14 protein-coding genes are annotated in these 17,897 nt (G+C 66.8%); 9 read left to right on the plus strand and 5 right to left on the minus strand.

The genetic code is table 11. The features are described from left to right. Nucleotides 1-191 precede the first annotated feature (191 nt). From rpe to KYN89_RS07755, 9 genes are all read left to right on the plus strand, one after another. Nucleotides 192-857, plus strand: a complete 666-nt coding sequence (gene rpe / locus KYN89_RS07715; RefSeq protein WP_222824532.1) for a ribulose-phosphate 3-epimerase — start codon at nt 192-194, stop codon at nt 855-857. Beyond that, entirely contained in the window at nt 857-2,797 is a 1,941-nt protein-coding gene (locus KYN89_RS07720; RefSeq protein ID WP_222824533.1) for a heparinase II/III family protein, read from the plus strand. Before rpe ends, KYN89_RS07720 begins: the two co-directional genes overlap by 1 nt. A 3-nt stretch (nt 2,798-2,800) precedes the next feature. After that, complete coding sequence (gene purH / locus KYN89_RS07725) at nt 2,801-4,390, plus strand: bifunctional phosphoribosylaminoimidazolecarboxamide formyltransferase/IMP cyclohydrolase (protein WP_222824534.1); 1,590 nt, start codon at nt 2,801-2,803, stop codon at nt 4,388-4,390. A 257-nt stretch (nt 4,391-4,647) separates the two neighbouring features. Further along, nucleotides 4,648-5,343 carry a peptide-methionine (S)-S-oxide reductase MsrA gene (gene msrA / locus KYN89_RS07730; protein ID WP_248285069.1) on the plus strand — a complete coding sequence of 232 codons (696 nt, stop codon included), beginning with the start codon at nt 4,648-4,650 and terminating at the stop codon, nt 5,341-5,343. Between the two features lie 57 nt (nt 5,344-5,400). Beyond that, nucleotides 5,401-5,871: a Fur family transcriptional regulator gene (locus KYN89_RS07735; RefSeq protein ID WP_222824535.1), complete on the plus strand. Its 471-nt coding sequence runs from the start codon at nt 5,401-5,403 to the stop codon at nt 5,869-5,871. A 48-nt stretch (nt 5,872-5,919) separates the two neighbouring features. Continuing rightward, complete coding sequence (gene dxs, locus KYN89_RS07740) at nt 5,920-7,842, plus strand: 1-deoxy-D-xylulose-5-phosphate synthase (protein ID WP_222824536.1); 1,923 nt, start codon at nt 5,920-5,922, stop codon at nt 7,840-7,842. 10 nt (nt 7,843-7,852) lie between these two features. Continuing rightward, nucleotides 7,853-8,527: a helix-turn-helix transcriptional regulator gene (locus tag KYN89_RS07745; protein WP_222824537.1), complete on the plus strand. Its 675-nt coding sequence runs from the start codon at nt 7,853-7,855 to the stop codon at nt 8,525-8,527. Between the two features lie 190 nt (nt 8,528-8,717). Continuing rightward, nucleotides 8,718-11,303, plus strand: a complete 2,586-nt coding sequence (locus KYN89_RS15440; protein WP_283248518.1) for an FG-GAP-like repeat-containing protein — start codon at nt 8,718-8,720, stop codon at nt 11,301-11,303. A 63-nt stretch (nt 11,304-11,366) separates the two neighbouring features. Then, nucleotides 11,367-12,164, plus strand: coding sequence for a crotonase/enoyl-CoA hydratase family protein (locus tag KYN89_RS07755; RefSeq protein ID WP_222824539.1), 798 nt, complete (start codon nt 11,367-11,369; stop codon nt 12,162-12,164). An 18-nt stretch (nt 12,165-12,182) separates the two neighbouring features. Here KYN89_RS07755 and KYN89_RS07760 read toward each other — a convergent pair whose 3' ends face one another. The 5 genes from KYN89_RS07760 to KYN89_RS07780 are packed head-to-tail and all read right to left on the minus strand — an operon-like array spanning nt 12,183 to nt 17,813. Beyond that, nucleotides 12,183-12,851: an NnrU family protein gene (locus KYN89_RS07760; RefSeq protein ID WP_222824540.1), complete on the minus strand. Its 669-nt coding sequence runs from the start codon at nt 12,849-12,851 to the stop codon at nt 12,183-12,185. Nucleotides 12,852-12,877: 26 nt separating this feature from the next. After that, a complete protein-coding gene (locus KYN89_RS07765) occupies nt 12,878-13,357 on the minus strand; it encodes an FKBP-type peptidyl-prolyl cis-trans isomerase (protein ID WP_222824541.1) in 480 nt (159 codons plus the stop codon). Next, complete coding sequence (locus tag KYN89_RS07770; RefSeq protein ID WP_222824542.1) at nt 13,354-14,736, minus strand: amidohydrolase family protein; 1,383 nt, start codon at nt 14,734-14,736, stop codon at nt 13,354-13,356. Before KYN89_RS07770 ends, KYN89_RS07765 begins: the two co-directional genes overlap by 4 nt. Beyond that, the gene (locus KYN89_RS07775; protein ID WP_222824543.1) at nt 14,733-16,121 is read right to left on the minus strand and encodes an amidohydrolase; all 1,389 of its coding nucleotides are present in this window, start codon (nt 16,119-16,121) and stop codon (nt 14,733-14,735) included. Before KYN89_RS07775 ends, KYN89_RS07770 begins: the two co-directional genes overlap by 4 nt. Before the next feature lie 21 nt (nt 16,122-16,142). Next, nucleotides 16,143-17,813, minus strand: a complete 1,671-nt coding sequence (locus KYN89_RS07780) for a peptide MFS transporter (RefSeq protein WP_222824544.1) — start codon at nt 17,811-17,813, stop codon at nt 16,143-16,145. Nucleotides 17,814-17,897 lie beyond the last annotated feature (84 nt).

Raw genomic sequence — 17,897 nt, forward strand, 5'->3', positions numbered from 1 at the left:
GACGCTGTCGCAAGCCTGCCCTTCGAGCTGTCCAGTATCGGCAAGGCACTGAATTGGCCATGAACTGGCTTTTACTTGCGGCAAAACGACGACTCGCGGGGGAAAACGTGGTTGTGGCTGTCTCTTTCCGATTCGCCGCGCGCTAAGGGGAGCCCGAGCTCCCGCCTGTCATACAAGCCGATTTCGCCAAGATGACCGTACCGCTGATTGCCCCGTCCATCCTTTCCGCCGATTTCGCCCGGCTTGGGGAAGAGGTGCGCAGCGTCGATGTTGCGGGAGCGGACTGGATCCATATCGACGTGATGGACGGGCACTTCGTGCCAAACCTCACGATCGGTCCGGGCGTGGTGAAGGCGCTTCGCCCGCATAGCGACAAGCCGTTCGACGTGCATCTGATGGTCAGCCCGGTCGACCAGTGGCTGGAAGCCTTTGCCGAGGCGGGTGCCGATCACATCACGATCCATCCAGAGGCCGGGCCGCACACGCATCGCACGCTGCAGACGATCCGTTCGCTGGGCAAGAAGGCGGGCGTGGTGTTGAACCCGGGCACGCCGGAAAGCGTGCTCGAATACCTGATCGACATGGTCGACCTGGTGCTGGTGATGAGCGTCAATCCGGGCTTCGGCGGGCAGAGCTTCATCGACAGCCAGCTGCGCAAGATCGAGGCGATCCGGACGATGATCGACGCGACCGGGCGGGACATCTGGCTGGAGGTCGACGGCGGAGTGGATGCGGAGACCGCGCCGCGCTGCGTCGCCGCCGGGGCCGATGTGCTGGTGGCAGGGTCGGCGACGTTCAGAGGCGGGCCCGATCGCTACGCCGCCAATATCGAAAGACTGAAGGGCAGGGAGAGCTGATGGTCGAACGGGTGGGGCATAGTCCGGCAGGAAGCGCGCAGGACGACGCGCATGAAGAGGTGCCCGATCGTGAGGAACGCGCCGCGCGCCAGCTGATCATGACGCTGGCCGACAAGCCCGAGCCGACCGCGCTGAGTGCGCCCGAAGACCCACCCGCACCGCTCCCCATGGCATCGGCCGAAACCCCGCCCGCGTCTCGCGATATCCCGCAGGTCGAAGTTCTGGCCCCCTCGCGTGCGCTGGTTCCGCAGGAAATCGGCGCGCCGCGGGTGAGTGCGGGCGAGCGGCTGGTCCGGATCGCCTATGCTGCCGGCATCCGCGGGCGGCTGATCACCTCGCCGCTCTCGAAGCCTGCCAAGCGCCGCGTGCTCGCGACCGTCACGCCCCCGCTGCCGGGTGACCGGGCGGCGGGAATTGCGCTGCGGGCCGGGCATTTCCTCGTCCACGGGGTCAAGCTGCCGATCGCCCAGCTCGACTTCAAGAACGGCACCCGGATGGCCCCGCCGCTGGAGCGTGCGGTGCATTCCTATCTCTGGCTGCGCGATCTCGCAGGATCGGGCGCGCGGCCGCAGGTCGAAGCGACCGCGCTGCGCATCCACCGCATGTGGCTGGATGCCTTCGCCACACCGGGCAAGGGCCATGCGTGGGAGGTCGAGGCGGCGGGCAGGCGGCTGCTTGCCTGGCTGGTCCACGCGCCGCTGATCCTGTCGAACAAGGCGGTGCGCGGGCGCACGCTGGCCGCGCTGGACAAGACGGCTGACTGGCTCGATTCGCATGTCACCAAGGCACCCGACCGGGAGGCAGAGATTCATGCCTGGGCCGGGCTGGTCGCCGCAGGGCTGCTGCTGCCCGAAGGAAAGCCGCGCCGCCTCTATGCCGAAGCCGGGCTGGCCCGCGCGCTGGGCGATTTCGTGGGCGAGGATGGCGGCGTGCAATCGCGCAGCCCGTTGTCGCAGATGGACATGCTCGAACTGCTGACCGAGCTGGCCGCCTGCTATCGCTCGATGAAGATCGAGCCGCCCAAGTTCGTCGGCGCCGTCTCCGAACTGCTGGTCCCGCCGCTGCTTGCGGTGGTTCATGGCGAGGGGGGGCTGGGCAACTGGCAGGGCGCGGGTGCCGTGGCCTCCGAGCGGGTCAGCGAGCTGATCGGCGCGAGCGGGGTGCGCACCCGCCCGCTGAAGGAGCCGCGCGGCTGGGGCTATCACAGGGCGCATGCGGGCAAGGCGGTGCTGCAGTTCGATGCGGCCCCGCCGCCTCTGGCCCGCTACGCGCGGTCGGGCTGCGCCTCTACCCTCGCCTTCGAACTTTCGTCCGCAGGCCAGCGGCTGATCGTCAATTGCGGCGGCGCGGCGTGGGCCGGGGGGCAGGTACCCGCGCGGATCGAGCAGGGTCTGCGCGCGACTGCGGCTCACTCCACGCTGGTTCTCGAAGACGTCAATTCGACCGCGATCCTGATCAAGGGCAAGCTTGGCGCGGGTGTGGGCGAGGTCGAGGTCGACCGGCGCACGGTTGGCGGCACGCGCGGCGGCGCGACCCGGATCGAGGCGACGCATGACGGCTATGCCGGACGCTTCGGCCTCAACCACAAGCGCGTGCTGGTGCTGCGCGAGGATGGGACGGAGCTGGCCGGGGAAGACGTGCTGCTGCCCGCAAGCAAGCGCGGCAAGCGCGGCAAGGTGGGCTACGCGATCCGTTTCCACCTCGGCCCGGGCATCCTCGCGCGGCTTTCCGAAGACCGCAAGGGCGCAGGACTCGCACTGCCCGACGGTTCGCACTGGCAATTCCGCGTCGCGGGTGAATATACGGGCACACTCTCGATCGAAGACAGCCTCTTCGTCGACGGACAGGGTCGGCCGCAGCCGATCCAACAGCTCGTATTGCAGGGGATGGCTCCGCGCAGCGGCGGCAGCTTCGCCTGGCTGTTCAAGAAGATGGGATAACACGTGACTGACATCGCTATCCGCAGGGCTCTCCTTTCGGTTTCCGACAAGGAGGGATTGCCCCAGCTTGGCCGCGCCCTCGCCGACAGGGGCGTGGAGCTCGTATCGACCGGCGGCACCGCCAAGGCTCTGCGCGATGCGGGGCTGGAGGTGCGCGATGTCTCCGACCTGACGGGCTTCCCCGAGATGATGGACGGGCGGGTCAAGACGCTCCACCCCAAGGTCCATGGCGGGCTGTTGGCGCTGCGCGACAACGAGGATCACGTTGCCTCGATGCAGGAGCACGAGATCGGCGCGATCGATCTGGTGGTGGTCAATCTCTACCCGTTCGAGGCGACCGTTGCGAAGGGCGCGGACCGGCTCGAGGTCATCGAGAATATCGATATCGGCGGGCCTTCGATGGTCCGCTCGGCAGCGAAGAACCACCAGTTCGTGACCATCCTCACCGATCCGGCGGATTATCCCACGCTGATCGCGGAACTGGAAAGCGGCAAGGGCGGCACCAGCCTCGATTTCCGGCGCAAGATGGCGGCCAAGGCCTTCGCCGCAACCGCCGCCTATGACGCGATGATCAGCCAGTGGTTCGCCTTTGCCGACCAGCAGCAGCAATTTCCCGACTACCTCTCGGTCGGGGGCAAGGCGCCCACCGTGCTGCGCTATGGCGAGAACCCTCACCAGCAGGCCGCGCTCTACACGCCGACCGGGCCGCACGCGCAGGGCATTGCGCAGGCCGAGCAGCTGCAGGGCAAGGAACTGAGCTACAACAATTACAACGACGCCGACGCCGCGCTGGAACTGTGCGCGGAATTCGCCGGGCAGGAGCCCGCGGTGGTGATCGTCAAGCACGCCAACCCCTGCGGCGTGGCCCAGCGAGGCACGCTGATCGATGCTTGGAACGAAGCGCTCGCCTGCGACAGCGTCTCGGCCTTCGGCGGGATCGTCGCGGTCAACCGCGAGCTCGACGGCGAGACCGCGCGGGCGATCTGCGAGATCTTCACCGAGGTGGTGATCGCGCCCAGTGTTTCGGACAAGGCGCGCGAGGCCTTCGCCAAGAAGAAGAACCTGCGCCTCCTGACTGTCGGCGACCTGCCCGATCCGCGGCGCGAGGGGCTCAGCGTCAAGCCGATCACCGGCGGGCTGCTGGTGCAGAGCCGCGACAACGCGACCATTTCGACCGACGATCTGAAAGTCGTGACAACGCGCGAACCGACGCAGCAGGAGCTGAAGGACTGCCTGTTCGCGTGGACCGTCGCGCGCCACGTCAAGTCCAACGCGATCGTCTACGCCAAGGATGGCGCGACCGCAGGGATCGGCGCGGGCCAGATGAATCGCCGCGATTCGAGCCGGATCGCCGCGATCAAGGCCGCCGAAGCCGCCGGGGAATACGGCTGGGCGGAGCCGCGCACTCTCGGCAGTGCAGTCGCCTCCGATGCGTTCTTCCCCTTCGCCGACGGCCTGCTGGCCGCGGCCGAAGCTGGTGCGACCGCGATCATCCAGCCGGGTGGTTCGATGCGCGACCAGGAAGTGATCGACGCCGCGAACGAGGCCGGTCTGGCGATGGTTTTCACCGGAATGCGCCACTTCCGCCACTGATTGGGCCGGGGCGGGCGTGCCCCGTCCTAGGCCTTGCACGGTTAGCCGTCGCTGTTCGTCGAATTCACCGCGACGACAGGGATGCATCCCTACATCTGTTGCTCACGTAGCTATTGAGACACACGAACGAGCAGTCCCATGAAGTTCTTCAGTTCCGACCTTTTCCGCAATTTCGGCATCGGCTTCGGCCTTGGTGCCGTGGCCCTGCTGGTCACCCGGTTCGAGGGTATCGAAGGCCTCGCGCTGGGGCTCTTCTGATGGCCGCACGCCGTCCTCGCCTTGCCTCCGGCATGCTCGGCCTGCTGCTTGCGGGATCGCTCGCGCTGACCGGGTGCGGGCAGGCAATGGCCGCGGAAAACCACGTCCGCGCGCCGATCGCCCAGACCAAGGCGAAGGAAAGCGGGCTCAAGACCGCGATCTTCGCAGGCGGGTGCTTCTGGGGTGTCGAGGCGGTGTTCAGCCACGTCAAAGGCGTGAAGAGCGCGGTCGCCGGCTATCACGGCGGGACCGAGCGGCAGGCGAGCTATAAGCTCGTTTCCAGCGGGGTGACCGACCATGTCGAGGCGGTGAAGATCACCTATGATCCCTCGCAGATCCGGTACGACCAGCTGCTGCGCATCTTCTTCTCGGTCGTCGCCGACCCGACCCTGCGCAACCAGCAGGGGCCGGATCGGGGCGCGCAGTATAATGCTGAGCTTGCCCCGACCTCGGCCGAGCAGCTGCGCGTGGCCAAGGCCTATCTGGCGCAGATGAAACGCTCCGGCGTGTGGGACAAGCCGATCGTGACAGACATCGTGCGCGCGCAGGCCTTCTATCCGGCGGAGGACTATCACCAGAACTTCGCGCTCAAGAACCCGCGCCACGGATATATCCTGCGCTGGGATGCCCCCAAGGTCGCCGCGCTCAAGGAATTCTATCCGGCGGTCTACCGCGCCAGCTTCCTGAAGGATTGAAGCGGCCCTGCACGCGCGAGCTGGAAAGGCGCTGCGCGGCACGCTATCTAGTCGGCCATGGCTACTGCACATCGACACACGCACAAGGAACACGAGGGCGAGGCCCTTGCCGAGGCCGCGAAACGCTCGCTCGAAGAACAGGGCGAACGCTGGACCGGTATGCGCGCCGAGGTGTTCGATGAACTGGCCAAGCATAGCCGGCCCGTTTCGGCCTACGACATCGCCGAAAACCTCAGCAAGCAGCGCGGCAGCCGGGTCGCGCCCAACAGCGTGTACCGCATTCTCGACATCTTCGTGCGCGGCAACCTCGCCAACCGGATCGAGAGCGCAAACGCATTCCTCGTCAATTCGCACCCGGGTTGCCGGCACGACTGCATCTTCCTGATCTGCGACGATTGCGGAGCGGCGGACCATATCGACGACGACCGGGTGACCGGTGCCCTGCGCGAAGCGGGCCGGGATGCGGGCTATTCCGACGTGCGCCCGGTGATCGAGCTGCGCGGCCTGTGCGCGGAATGCAGCCGCTGACTGGCTTTGAATCGACAAGCCGAAAGGGCGCGTCTAGATATGGACGCTATGTCTGAACGTCCCGAAACGCCCCTGCTCGACCAGGTCAATCTTCCCGCCGACCTCCGGAAACTCGAGCGCGGCAAGCTGCGCCAGCTGGCCGACGAATTGCGCACCGAAATGATCGATGCGGTCGGCACCACCGGCGGGCACCTGGGCTCCGGGCTCGGCGTCGTCGAGCTGACCGTGGCGATCCACTACGTGTTCAACACCCCCGAGGACCGGCTGATCTGGGACGTCGGCCACCAGTGCTACCCGCACAAGATCCTGACCGGGCGGCGGGACCGGATCCGCACGCTGCGCCAGGGCGGTGGCCTGTCGGGCTTCACCAAGCGCACCGAGAGCGAATACGACCCCTTCGGCGCGGCGCATTCCTCGACCTCGATCTCGGCCGCGCTGGGCTTCGCGGTCGCCAACAAGCTGCAGGACAAGCCGGGCCGCGGGATCGCGGTGATCGGCGACGGCGCGATGAGCGCCGGCATGGCCTACGAGGCGATGAACAATGCCGAGCAGGCGGGGAACCGGCTGGTCGTGATCCTTAACGACAACGACATGTCGATCGCGCCGCCGGTCGGCGGCCTCTCCGCCTATCTCGCGCGCGTGGTTTCCAGCGGCGAATATCTCGGCCTGCGCAGCCTTGCCTCCAAGGTCGCCAAGAAGATGCACCGCCGCATCCATTCCTCGCTCGGCAAGGCGGAGGAATTCACCCGCGGCATGGTCACCGGGGGCACGCTGTTCGAGGAGCTGGGGTTCTACTACGTCGGCCCGATCGACGGGCACAATCTCGACCACCTGCTGCCGGTGCTGGAGAACGTGCGCGACAGCGAACAGGGCCCGGTGCTGATCCACGTGGTGACCGAGAAGGGCAAGGGCTACAAGTTCGCCGAGCAGTCGGCGGACAAGTACCACGGCGTGTCCAAGTTCGACGTCATCACCGGCGAGCAGAAGAAGAGCAAGGGCGGGCCGCCCAACTACCAGAACGTGTTCGGCGAAACCCTCGCCAAGCTGGCCGAGACGGACGAGCGGATCGTCGCGATCACCGCCGCCATGCCGAGCGGCACGGGCGTCGACAAGTTCGCGGCTGCGCATCCGGATCGCAGCTTCGACGTCGGCATCGCCGAACAGCACGGGGTGACCTTCGCCGCCGGCCTCGCCGCGCAGGGCATGCGGCCCTTCGCCGCGATCTATTCGACCTTCCTCCAGCGCGCCTACGACCAGGTGGTCCACGATGTCGCGATCCAGAACCTGCCGGTGCGCTTCGCGATCGACCGCGCGGGACTGGTCGGCGCGGACGGCGCGACCCACGCGGGCAGCTTCGACGTCACCTATCTCGCCACGCTGCCCAATATGGTGGTGATGGCCGCCGCCGACGAGGCGGAGCTGGCGCACATGACCTACACCGCCGCCGAATACGACGACGGGCCCATCGCTTTCCGCTATCCGCGCGGCTCGGGCACCGGCGTCGAGATCCCCGAGAAGCTGGAAAAGCTGGAGATCGGCAAGGGCCGCATCGTCAAGCACGGCAGCAAGGTCGCGATCCTCTCGCTCGGCACGCGTCTGGGCGAAGCGCTCGACGCGGCGGAGCAGCTGGAGGCACGCGGCCTGTCGACCACCGTGGCCGACATGCGCTTCGCCAAGCCGCTCGACACCGCGCTGATCGAGAAGGCGATGCGCGATCACGATGTCGTGGTGACGATCGAGGAGGCCGCGATCGGCGGGCTCGGCGCGCACGTGCTGACCTTCGCCAGCGATTCCGGCCTGCTCGACGAAGGGCTCAAAGTGCGCACCATGCGTCTGCCCGATATCTTCCAGGACCAGGACGACCCGAAGAAGCAGTACGACGAGGCCGGGCTCAACGCCGCGAACATCCTCGACACCGTGCTGGCTGCGCTGCGCCACAATTCGGCAGGGGTCGAAGAGGCGCGGGCCTAGAGCGCGAATGATGGCGGCACCCGGCGAACTGACCGACCGGGAGCGCGCCATCCTCGGCCTGCTGGCCGAAGGGCACACCGTCAAAAGCGCGATCGCGCATACCGGCGACAGCGAAGCGGCGGCCAACGAACTGCTGCGCAGCGCCCGGCGCAAGCTGGGCGTGGGCAGCAGCCGCGAGGCCGCGCGGATCTACGCCGCCCAGAAAAATCGTGACGAGATTTCCGTGATGGACGGGGCCGCCCCGCGGCGGTCAAGACCGTGGCCGTTCATCATTGGAGGCATTATCGTGGCACTGACCGTTCTCATCATACTCATGGCGTCCGGCAGCCTGTCGACGGGCGGCAAGCCTGCGGCTTCGGGTTCGACCGCGCCGCAAGTCGTATCGAGCAGCCCGGCAGACGGCGGGGTCGTCGAACCCGGTCCTTTCACGCTGTCGGTCACGTTCGATCGCGAAATGCGGCGCGACAGCTTCAGCTTCGCGACCGGTCCGGAGAACGCGCCGCCGCAATGCGATGGCAATGTGCGGGCGTCCGACGACGGGCGGACCTTCTCGATGGAGTGTGTCGCCGCGCCCGGGCAGCGGTATGTGATCTGGGCCAATCACGGCAGCTTCATGAATTTCCGCTCCGCCGAAACCGGCATGTCGGCCATGCCGTACCGGATCGCATTTTCGTCCACGCGCTGAGCTTGCCGACAAACGCTGTCGGGGCCGCGCCGGGCCATCACCCGGCGGGGGAGGCGAACCGGAGCGGGCGCACGCGCGCCTTGCGTCCCTGCCGAAAAGGCGAGGCGGGCTATAGACTTATATCTGACCGACCTTTGCTGTAGAAGGTATGCAGCCTTGCGCTGCTAGGCGCCTCTGGGGAGATGGTTTGATGAGTGATATCCAGTATATTGTCGAGGATGGATCGCGCACTCTGGTGCCTACGCCGCCGCCGCCCTCCAGCAATTATACCTACTCGATCGGAGCCCGCTTCCAGCTTGCCATGCCGGACGGCGGAACGGTCGTCTTCTACGAGCTCACCCGGTCGCGCAACGAATCGCCTGACGTCTATCATACTCTGTATGTGCAGCGTTACGATGCGGCCGGAAATGCCCTGGGCGGACCGACGCAGGTCGGTACGGCAGCGAGCGTGACATTCACCGGATTTTTCGGGCTCACCGGGCAGGTGTTCGAGGACGGCAGTTTCGCGTTCCAGGTGTCGCAAGTGACCAACCAGCCGCGGTACATCTTCGACTTTGCGCCCGATGGCACTTTTCTGCACCAATATACTTGGCCGGCCTTCGCCTCCGATCTGACGGACATGATCCGGCTCGATGATGGGTCGCTACAGGTCTATTACGACTATCTCGTGCGAACCGAGCAAGGGGTCGAGACCCGGGACGTTCGCGTCGCGATTCTCGACGATGGCACCACCACCACTCGCAACCTCGTCTCCGACCCTTCGGGCGTTCAGCAATATGTGCGGGCGGCGGAGCTGGGCAGCGGCGCCTTTGTCATCTGGCTGGATGCCGGGCCGCAGGGCGGCAATGGCACCTTCAACCTGGTGGGCGAGCGCGTCGATGAATCGGGCGTGCGCGTGGGCACCAGCTTCACCATCGCAACCGGCATCGCACCCTCGGCGAACACCTACCTGAACGATGTCTTCGCTCTTGCCGACGGCACCGTGGCTGTCGTCTGGGGCGACGAGGGACTGCATGTCCGCCGCTACGGAACCGATGGACAGCCGGTCGGAACCGAGGTCGTGGTTCCCGACGTGTCGGGCGGAAGCGTGACGGTGCTGCCCGACGGAACGATCGTCTGGTCCCGTCCGGAGGACGCGGAGACCGACCGCGCGATCATCCAGCTCTTCGATCCCTCCGGCAATGCCCTGGGCGACCCGTTCTATGCCGCCGAGCAGACCGAGGGGCAGCTTCTGCAGTATAATGCCGAGACCGGTCAGCTGTTCATCAACAGCGGCTTTCCGGCGGTGAATACGCAATATGTCTACGACCTTCCCGATCGCTTCTTCGGCACCCCGAACCCCGACACGCTGACCGGCGGTGACGGGCGCGACATCCTGCTCGGCTATGAAGACGACGATATTCTCTCCGGCCTGCTCGGCGATGACCAGATCGATGGCGGCGCGGGGAACGACCAGCTCTTCGGCGGTGGCGGTAACGACAGGCTATGGGGCGAAGCGGGCAACGACCTGCTCGTTGGCGGTCTGGGCGACGATGAAATCTTCGGCGGCACCGGCAACGATGTGGCCCGCTTCAGCGGCAACAGCAGCGAGTACTCGATCGAGCGTCTGAGTGACGGGCGGGTGCGGATCACCGGCGCGGATGGCGTCGATACACTGTCCGATGTGGAGCGTGCGCAGTTCGACGACGGTACGATCAATATCGGCCTGTTCGGCGATCCGACCCTGGCGATCGCAAGCTTCGGCTATTCGGACGCCGGCGGCGGCTGGGTCAACAACACCATCTATCCGCGCACCGCAGCGGACGTGAACGGAGACGGGCGCGCCGATCTGATCGGTTTCGGATCGGCAGGCGTGTACGTCGCGCTGGCCGATGCCAATGGCAATTTCGGTGCGGTCACTCTGGCCTATCAGGGCTTCGGCGCGGCCGATGAAGCCGGTGGCTGGGTCGATGCCAACCGCTATCCGCGCATGCTTGCCGACGTGAACGGCGACGGGAATGCCGACATCGTCGGTTTCGGGGCAGCCGGCACCTATGTCGCGCTGGCCGATGGCAATGGCGGCTTCGGTGCTACGCTGCTCGCAACGGCCAATTTCGGGACCAACAGCGAAGCCGGCGGCTGGGTCAACGCGGATCGTTATCCGCGCGTCATGGGCGATGTGAATGGCGATGGCCGGGCCGATATCGTCGGCTTTGCTGCCAATGGCACCTACGTCGCGCTCGGTCAGGCGAACGGAACCTTCGGCGAATACTTCCTCGGCATCGACGCCTTCGGTGAATCGCCCAGCGCAGGCGGCTTCACCAGCAATGATCGCTATCCGCGCACCGTGGCGGACGTGAATGGCGATGGTCGTGCCGATCTCGTCGGCTTCGGGTCGGCGGGTGCCTTCGTCGCGCTCGGCGAGACGGACGGCACCTTCGGCGACTACTTCCTCGCGACCAATGCATTCGGCACCGCCGCGAGCGCGGGGGGGTGGTCCAGCGACGACCTCTTGCCGCGCGAGGTTGCCGATGTGAACGGCGACGGACGGGCCGACATCGTCGGGTTCGGCCGTGATGGCGTCTACGTTGCCTATGGCCAGAGCGATGGCACCTTCGGCGCGTGGGAGCAGGCGCTCGAAGCCTTCGGTTCGAGCGACAGTGCGGGCGGGTGGAGCAGCAATGATCGCTTCCCGCGAATCGTTGCTGATGTGAACGGCGATGGCCACGCCGACCTGATCGGGTTTGGCGCCGACGGCACCTTCGTCTCGCTGAGCAACGACATCGCGGTGTTCTAGCGGACGCGACTGCGCGCTGGCGTAGCGGTTTACGAACCGGCGGACAGCGCGCTAGGCAGGCGCATGTCCGTTCTCGACCATAGCGCCACCGGCGCAATCGCCACGCTGACCCTCACCCGGCCGGAGAGCATGAATGCTCTCGGCCAGGCGGGGGACGGCGATGCCTTTGCGGCTGCGTGCGACGCGATCAATGCCGATAGCACCATCCGCTGTGCGATCCTGACCGGGGCGGGGCGTGCGTTCAGCGCGGGCGGCGATGTGAAGGCGATGCAGAACCGCACCGGCAATTTCGCCGGATCGCCGGTGACCATCGCCGACGGCTATCGCGACAATATCCACCGCATCCTGCGCGCGCTGCACGGCCTGCGCGTTCCGCTGATCGCGGCGATCAACGGCCCGGCGATCGGGCTGGGCTGCGATCTCGCCTGCCTTGCCGACATGCGCATCGCGAGCAGCAGCGCGAAGTTCGGCGTGACCTTTCTCAAGCTCGGTCTGGTGCCGGGCGACGGCGGCACGTGGCTGCTGCCGCGCGTGATCGGCGATGCGCGCGCGGCGGAGCTGTTCTTCACCGGCGATGTGATCGACGCGGCCACCGCGCAGGATTGGGGTCTGGTCAGCCGGGTGGTCGAACCCGACGCGCTGATGGAACAGGCGCAGACGCTCGCCGCCAAGGTTGCCGCCATGCCGCCCGCCGCGCTGCGGCAGACCAAGATGCTGCTGCGCCAGTCGCGCGGGTTGAGCTATGACGGCGCGCTCGAACTCGCGGCCAATACGCAGGGGCTGATGCACCACACGGCGGATCACGCGGAAGGCGTCGCCGCGCTGCTGGAAAAGCGCGGGGCCGATTTCAGGGGCGAGTAGCTGTTGCTCGCGGGGCGCTCAGACCCAGCGCCATACGCCTGCATCCATCGTGTGCCACCAGGTCGCGCCCAGCCAGATTGCGATACCGCCGATCCATGGCACGATCCCGACAGAGAAGATGCGGCCGAGGCGGGGCCAGTAGCTGGTGTTCGCCTCCCACTGCCGCCAGGCATCGCCCATCAGCAGCTCCTTCTTGCGGTCCTGCAGGCGTGCGCCGACCAGTGCGAGCACTCCGATCGCGAGGGCGACCACCACGGTGCGCGATGTCGGTGCGGCGATCAGGTGCGCGAACGCCCACAGGCCGAAGCCCCACATCATCGGGTGGCGGGTGACCTTGAAGACGCCCGACGGCGCCTGCAGCGCGGCCTTCTCCGCGCCCGGGGCGGGCAGGGCCGGATTGCCGATCAGCGAACCCGCGAACAGCACCAGCGCCAGCAGCGTGATGATGCTCGCCGCGATCCACACGCCGTCGCCATAGCCGCCCCATAGCGGCGCGCCCGCAGGCGTGGCGACGAAGGCGAAATACATCCACGCCATCGTGGCGGCGCTGACCAGCGAATAGGCGATCATGAAGCCGCCATCGCCCAGCAGGCGGACCATCGGCGCGCGTAAGGGGTGCGACATAACGAAATGCGTGCCGACGAAGGCGATGCTTGCGGCTATCAGCGAAATCAGCGGGTCGACCATCACAATCCCTCCCTGCGCCAATGCGGCTATTCGATACCGAGCAATTCCACCTTGAAGACCAGCGTCGCATTGCCCGGGATCGGGCCCTTGCCGACCGGGCCATAGGCCAGATCCGCCGGGGTATAGAGTTCGATCGTATCGCCCACCCCCATCTGCGGAATCGCGAGCTGCCATGCCTTCACCAGCCGCCCGAGCGGGAAGGTCGCGGGTTCGCCCCGGTCGTAGGAGCTGTCGAACTGCGTCCCGTCGAGCAGACGCCCGGCATAGTGCACGGTGACCGTATCCTCGACCGTCGGCTTCGGCCCGCTGCCGTCCCCGGCGAGGCGACGCCACTTGAGCCCGCCGGGCAACACCTGCCAGCCGTCCTCCGCCTTCAGCTCGGCAATCGCGGCCTGCTGCCGGTTGTGCCACGCGAGATCGTGCGCGGGCTGGTCGGTCGCGGCGTCATCCTGCGCAATGGCCGCGCAGGGCAGCGCCAGCGCTGCGAGGGCGAGCGCGATCCTCACCAGTCGTAGGCCTGTGGCAGATCGGCTTCGTTCAGATCGCGATAGCGTTCGCGCAGGCCCGACTGGTGGGTGTCAGTCGGTTGGCGGACGCCGTCGATGAACACCGCTTCGGGCACCGTGCCCACCTCCAGCGGGTCGCCATCCCAGATCACCACATCGGCGGCGGCGTTCTGGCTAAGCGTGCCCAGACGCCCGCCGAAGCCGGAAATGCGCGCCGGAATCGAGGTGATCGTGGCCAGCGCCTCGCCCCAGGTCAGGCCTGTGGCACCCGGCACGCGCGACAGCGCGACGAGGTTGCCGGCATACTGGCGCGCGTTGCGCGGCTGTTCGCCGGTCCCGCCGCTCATCCGCCCGATGGCGACGGTGACACCCGCATCGCGCATCCGCCCGATATTACTCTGCGTCGCAGCGAGCTGGTCGAACCCGGTCGGCAGATCGTCGAGCGGGTCGGCGATCACCGGGACATTGGCGGCGGCGATCTCGTTCGCGACCAGCCAGCCCTCGCTCGCGCCGAGGATGACGAGGTCGAGCCGGGGGAAGTCCCGCTTGAGCCTGATTGCCTCGCGAATGTCCGAAGCGCGCTCTGCAACCACATAGAGCGGCTGCTCGCCGCGCACGACGGGCACCAGTGCGGCCGCATCGAAGCGGGTCAGCAACACGTCGCCCGCCCGCTCGCTGTCGCGGCCCGAGAGGCGCGGGTCGAGCGGAACGTCGTCGCCGAAGCTGGTGTCCGAAGGGCGTGCGGTCGCAGCGCCAATGGCAGCGCGATCGCCGTAGGACTGCGCCTCGCGCAGCGCATTGCGCAGCAGCGCGTGGGCGCTGGTGCGGCTGCCGCCCGAAATGCGTGCGCCGGTCTCGCCCAGATCGACCAGCTGGAACGCGCGCGGACGGGTGACCATGTCCGGATCGGCCCCCAGATCGATCACCGCACCCTGGCCGCCGAAGATCGAGGCGGAGGGGCGGGTGGAAACGCTTGCCCGGGTGATCCCGTCGGCGCGCGCGACCAGCACGTCCTGCGAATTGGGGTTGAGCGCGGTCGACGCGTCGAGCGCGGCGCTGAAGGGCGAATTGCCCGCCGCGGTGTCATTGCTCTCGCTCACGCCATCGACATCGGACAGGCCGAGATCGGTGACTGCGGAGAAGATCCCCGGGGTGACCCACTTGCCGGTGCCGTCGATCACTTCGCCGCCCGCTGGCGCGGTGACGCCAGTGCCCGCCGCGACGATCCGCCCGTTGCGGACCACCACGGTGGCGTTCTCGACCGGTTCGGAGCCGTCGCCGGTTGCGACGGTCGCATTGGTGATGGTGAAGTCCTGCGCGGCGGCAGGAGCGACAAGGGCGAGCGCGGCGGCGCTGCCCAGCAGAGCGAGGCGGATCATTTGACGTCTCCCGCACCGGGCTGGCCGAGTTCGAAATCGCTCACCGGGCGACGGCTGCGATCCAGCGCATCGTACAGCAGCGCGCCGTCGATCCAGACCTTTTCGGGCCGTGAATAGACGCTCAGCGGGTCGCCGTTCCACAGCACCACATCGGCCATCTTGCCGGGTTCGAGGCTGCCGGTCATTTTGTCGATACCCATCGCCTTGGCGGCGTTGAGCGTGAACCAGCCGACCACGTCGGCATCGGGAATGTCGAGCCCCATGCGTCGCCCGGCGGCCTGCGCCTTGGCGGCTTCCTGGTTGAGGCGCTGGATACCGTTCTCGTCGTCCGAGTGGATCACCACGCAGGCACCCGACTTCCACAGCAGCGCCGCGTTTTCGCGGATGCCGTCGTAGCTTTCCATCTTGAAGCCGTACCAGTCGGCCCAGATCGCGCTGCACACGTCGTTTTCGCGCAGCAGATCGGCGATCTTGTAGCTTTCGACCGCGTGGTGGAAGGCGGTGACCTTGTAGCCCATCTCCTTGGCCATATCCATCACCAGCGCCATCTCGTCCGCGCGGTAGCAGTGGTTGTGGATCAGGATGTCACCGTCGAGCACGCCGGCCAGCGTCTCCTTGGCGAGATCGCGCTTGGAGCGGTCACCCGCAGCATAGGCGCGCGCGTCGAGCCACATCTGCCGGTTGACCGCGAAGTTGCCCATCCGGGTGGAGGGCATCCGCCCACGGCTGCCGTAGACGCGCTTGGGATTCTCCCCACAGGCCATCTTCATGCCGTAGGGCGCGCCGGGGAACTTCATCCCCTGCACCGTGCGCGAGGCGACGTTCTTGAGCGTGACCGAGCGGCCGCCGGTGAGGTTGGCCGAACCGGGGAGAATCTGCAGCGCGGTGACCCCGCCATTGGCGAGCGCGCGGCTGAAGCCCGGGTCCTGCGGCCAGACCGAATGTTCGGCCCAGACTTCGGGCGTGGTCGGGCTGGTCGCCTCGTTCCCGTCGCTATGCGCCTGGACCGACGGGGTGGGATAGTCGCCGAGGTGCGAGTGGATGTCGATCACCCCAGGGGTGACGAACTTGCCGGTGCCGTCGATCACGTCGTAGCCGTCGGTCGACAGCCCGGTGCCGACCTCAACCACTTCGCCATCGCGCAGCAGCACGGTCGCATTGTCGAACCGGTTGCCCGCCCCGTCGAACACGGTCGCGCCCACCAGCGCGGTCGGCCGCCCCGGATAGCGCTGGTAGGTCGAGGCGTAGGGCGTGCCCCCGTCTGCACCCACCGACGGCGAGGCGGCGGACGCGCTGCGCGTCTCGCCCCCCGTGCCGCTGTCCATCCCCGTACAGGCCCCCAGCGCGAGTGCGCAGGCGGTTGCGATCAGTGTCCGTGTGCGCATCGTTCCCCCCTCTGCGCCGACTTAGTGGGAAGGCCGCGTGGTCGGGTGGATACCCGCACCCTGCGCCTCGCCCGGGCCTTCGCGCTGGCCTTCCAGATCGTCGCCGATTTCGTCGTCGGTCAGCGTATCCAGGTGCATCAGCTTCTTCACCAGCGGGCTTATCAGCACGACGAAGGCACCGATACCAGCGGCCACCAGGCCCATGCTCCAGTACACGTCGAGCGCACCCTGACGGGTGATCTCGCCGCCTTCGCCGCCTTCACCCATCAGCGTGCCCATGAAGCCGGCCACGTAGTTGCCTCCGGCGGTGCCGAAGAAGAACGCGGCCATCATCAGGCTGGCCATGTGGCGCACCGAAAGGCGGTTGATCGCCGACAGACCGACCGGGCTGAGGCAGAGCTCACCCGTGGTCGAGAGCAGGTAGAACAGGAAGATGAACAGCACCGGCACCAGCGCCTGCGAGCCGGCGGCATTGGCCCCCAGAACGAGGACGATGAACGCCAGACCCATCTGGACGATGCCCAGACCCATCTTCGCATAGGTGTTGGGTTCCCACCCGCGCTTGCCGAGGAACTGCCACAGGCCGGCAAAAAGCGGGCCGAGCAGGATGATATAGATCGGGTTGATCGACTGGAACAGCGAGGTCGGCACGCCCTGACGATCGACATAGCGATCGGTGAACAGGTTCACCGAACCGCCCGCCTGCTCGAACAGACCCCAGAACAGCGGCATGAGCAGGATGATGCAGATCATCGCGAACACCCGGTCGCGCGAGTCATTGTCGAGCTTGAAGGCTTCCTTGAGGACATAGAGCAGCAAGGCTGCACCCGAAACCAGCAGGATCCAGCCAATGGCTTCCTGGAACTGGATCAGCGCCCAGATCACCGCCACGCCGAGCAGGCCGATCGCGTAGAGCATCCACTCGAGGTTGATGCCTGCGACCTTTTCCTTGAGCTTCGCGGGCACCGGCGGTTCGCCCTGGCCGCGCAGAAGCGGCTTGCCGAGGACGAACACGACGAGGCCGAGCAGCATGCCAATCCCTGCCGCGCCGAAGCCGTAGGCCCAGCCGATCGTCTCACCCAGGTAACCCGCGATGATCGTACCGGCGGCCGCGCCGAGGTTAATCCCGATATAGAAGATCGTGTAGGCCGAGTCGCGGCGCACGTCGGTGCGCGGATAGAGCTGACCGACGATCACCGAGATATTGGCCTTCAGGAAGCCGGAGCCGACGATGATCAGCGCCAGCGCGAGCCAGAAGATGTTGAGCGCGGGATCGTTGGCATAGCCCGACCCATCGCCCTCGAACGCCATGAAGAAGTGCCCCGCCGTCAGCAGCACCGCGCCGAACAGCACGGCCTTGCGCTGGCCGAGATAGCGGTCGGCGAGCCAGCCGCCGAGCACCGGGGTAATATAGACGAGGCTGGTGTAGGCCCCGTAGATCAGGCTGGCGCCGCCATCGGAATAGAGCCAGTGCTTGACGAGATAGAGCACCAGCAGGGCGCGCATGCCGTAGTAGGAGAAACGCTCCCACATTTCGGCGAAGAACAGGACGTAGAGGCCCTTGGGATGGCCGAAGACCTCTTCCTTTGGCCTGGAGATGGCGAGCGCCCCGATTACCAGAAACGCGGCCAGAATTACGGAAGCGATTACGGCGATCCAGTCGCCCTCGTTCCACAAAGCCATGTCTTTCATGTAGTTGCTTCCCCGAAGAATCTGTCGGGCCGCCTCTTCTCCGGCCCATTATGGCGCGCACCCTAGCGTGCAAAACCGCCGTGT

The sequence above is a fragment of the Alteriqipengyuania abyssalis genome, from assembly GCF_019857185.1.
In the GTDB taxonomy this organism is placed as follows: Bacteria; Pseudomonadota; Alphaproteobacteria; order Sphingomonadales; family Sphingomonadaceae; genus Alteriqipengyuania; species Alteriqipengyuania abyssalis.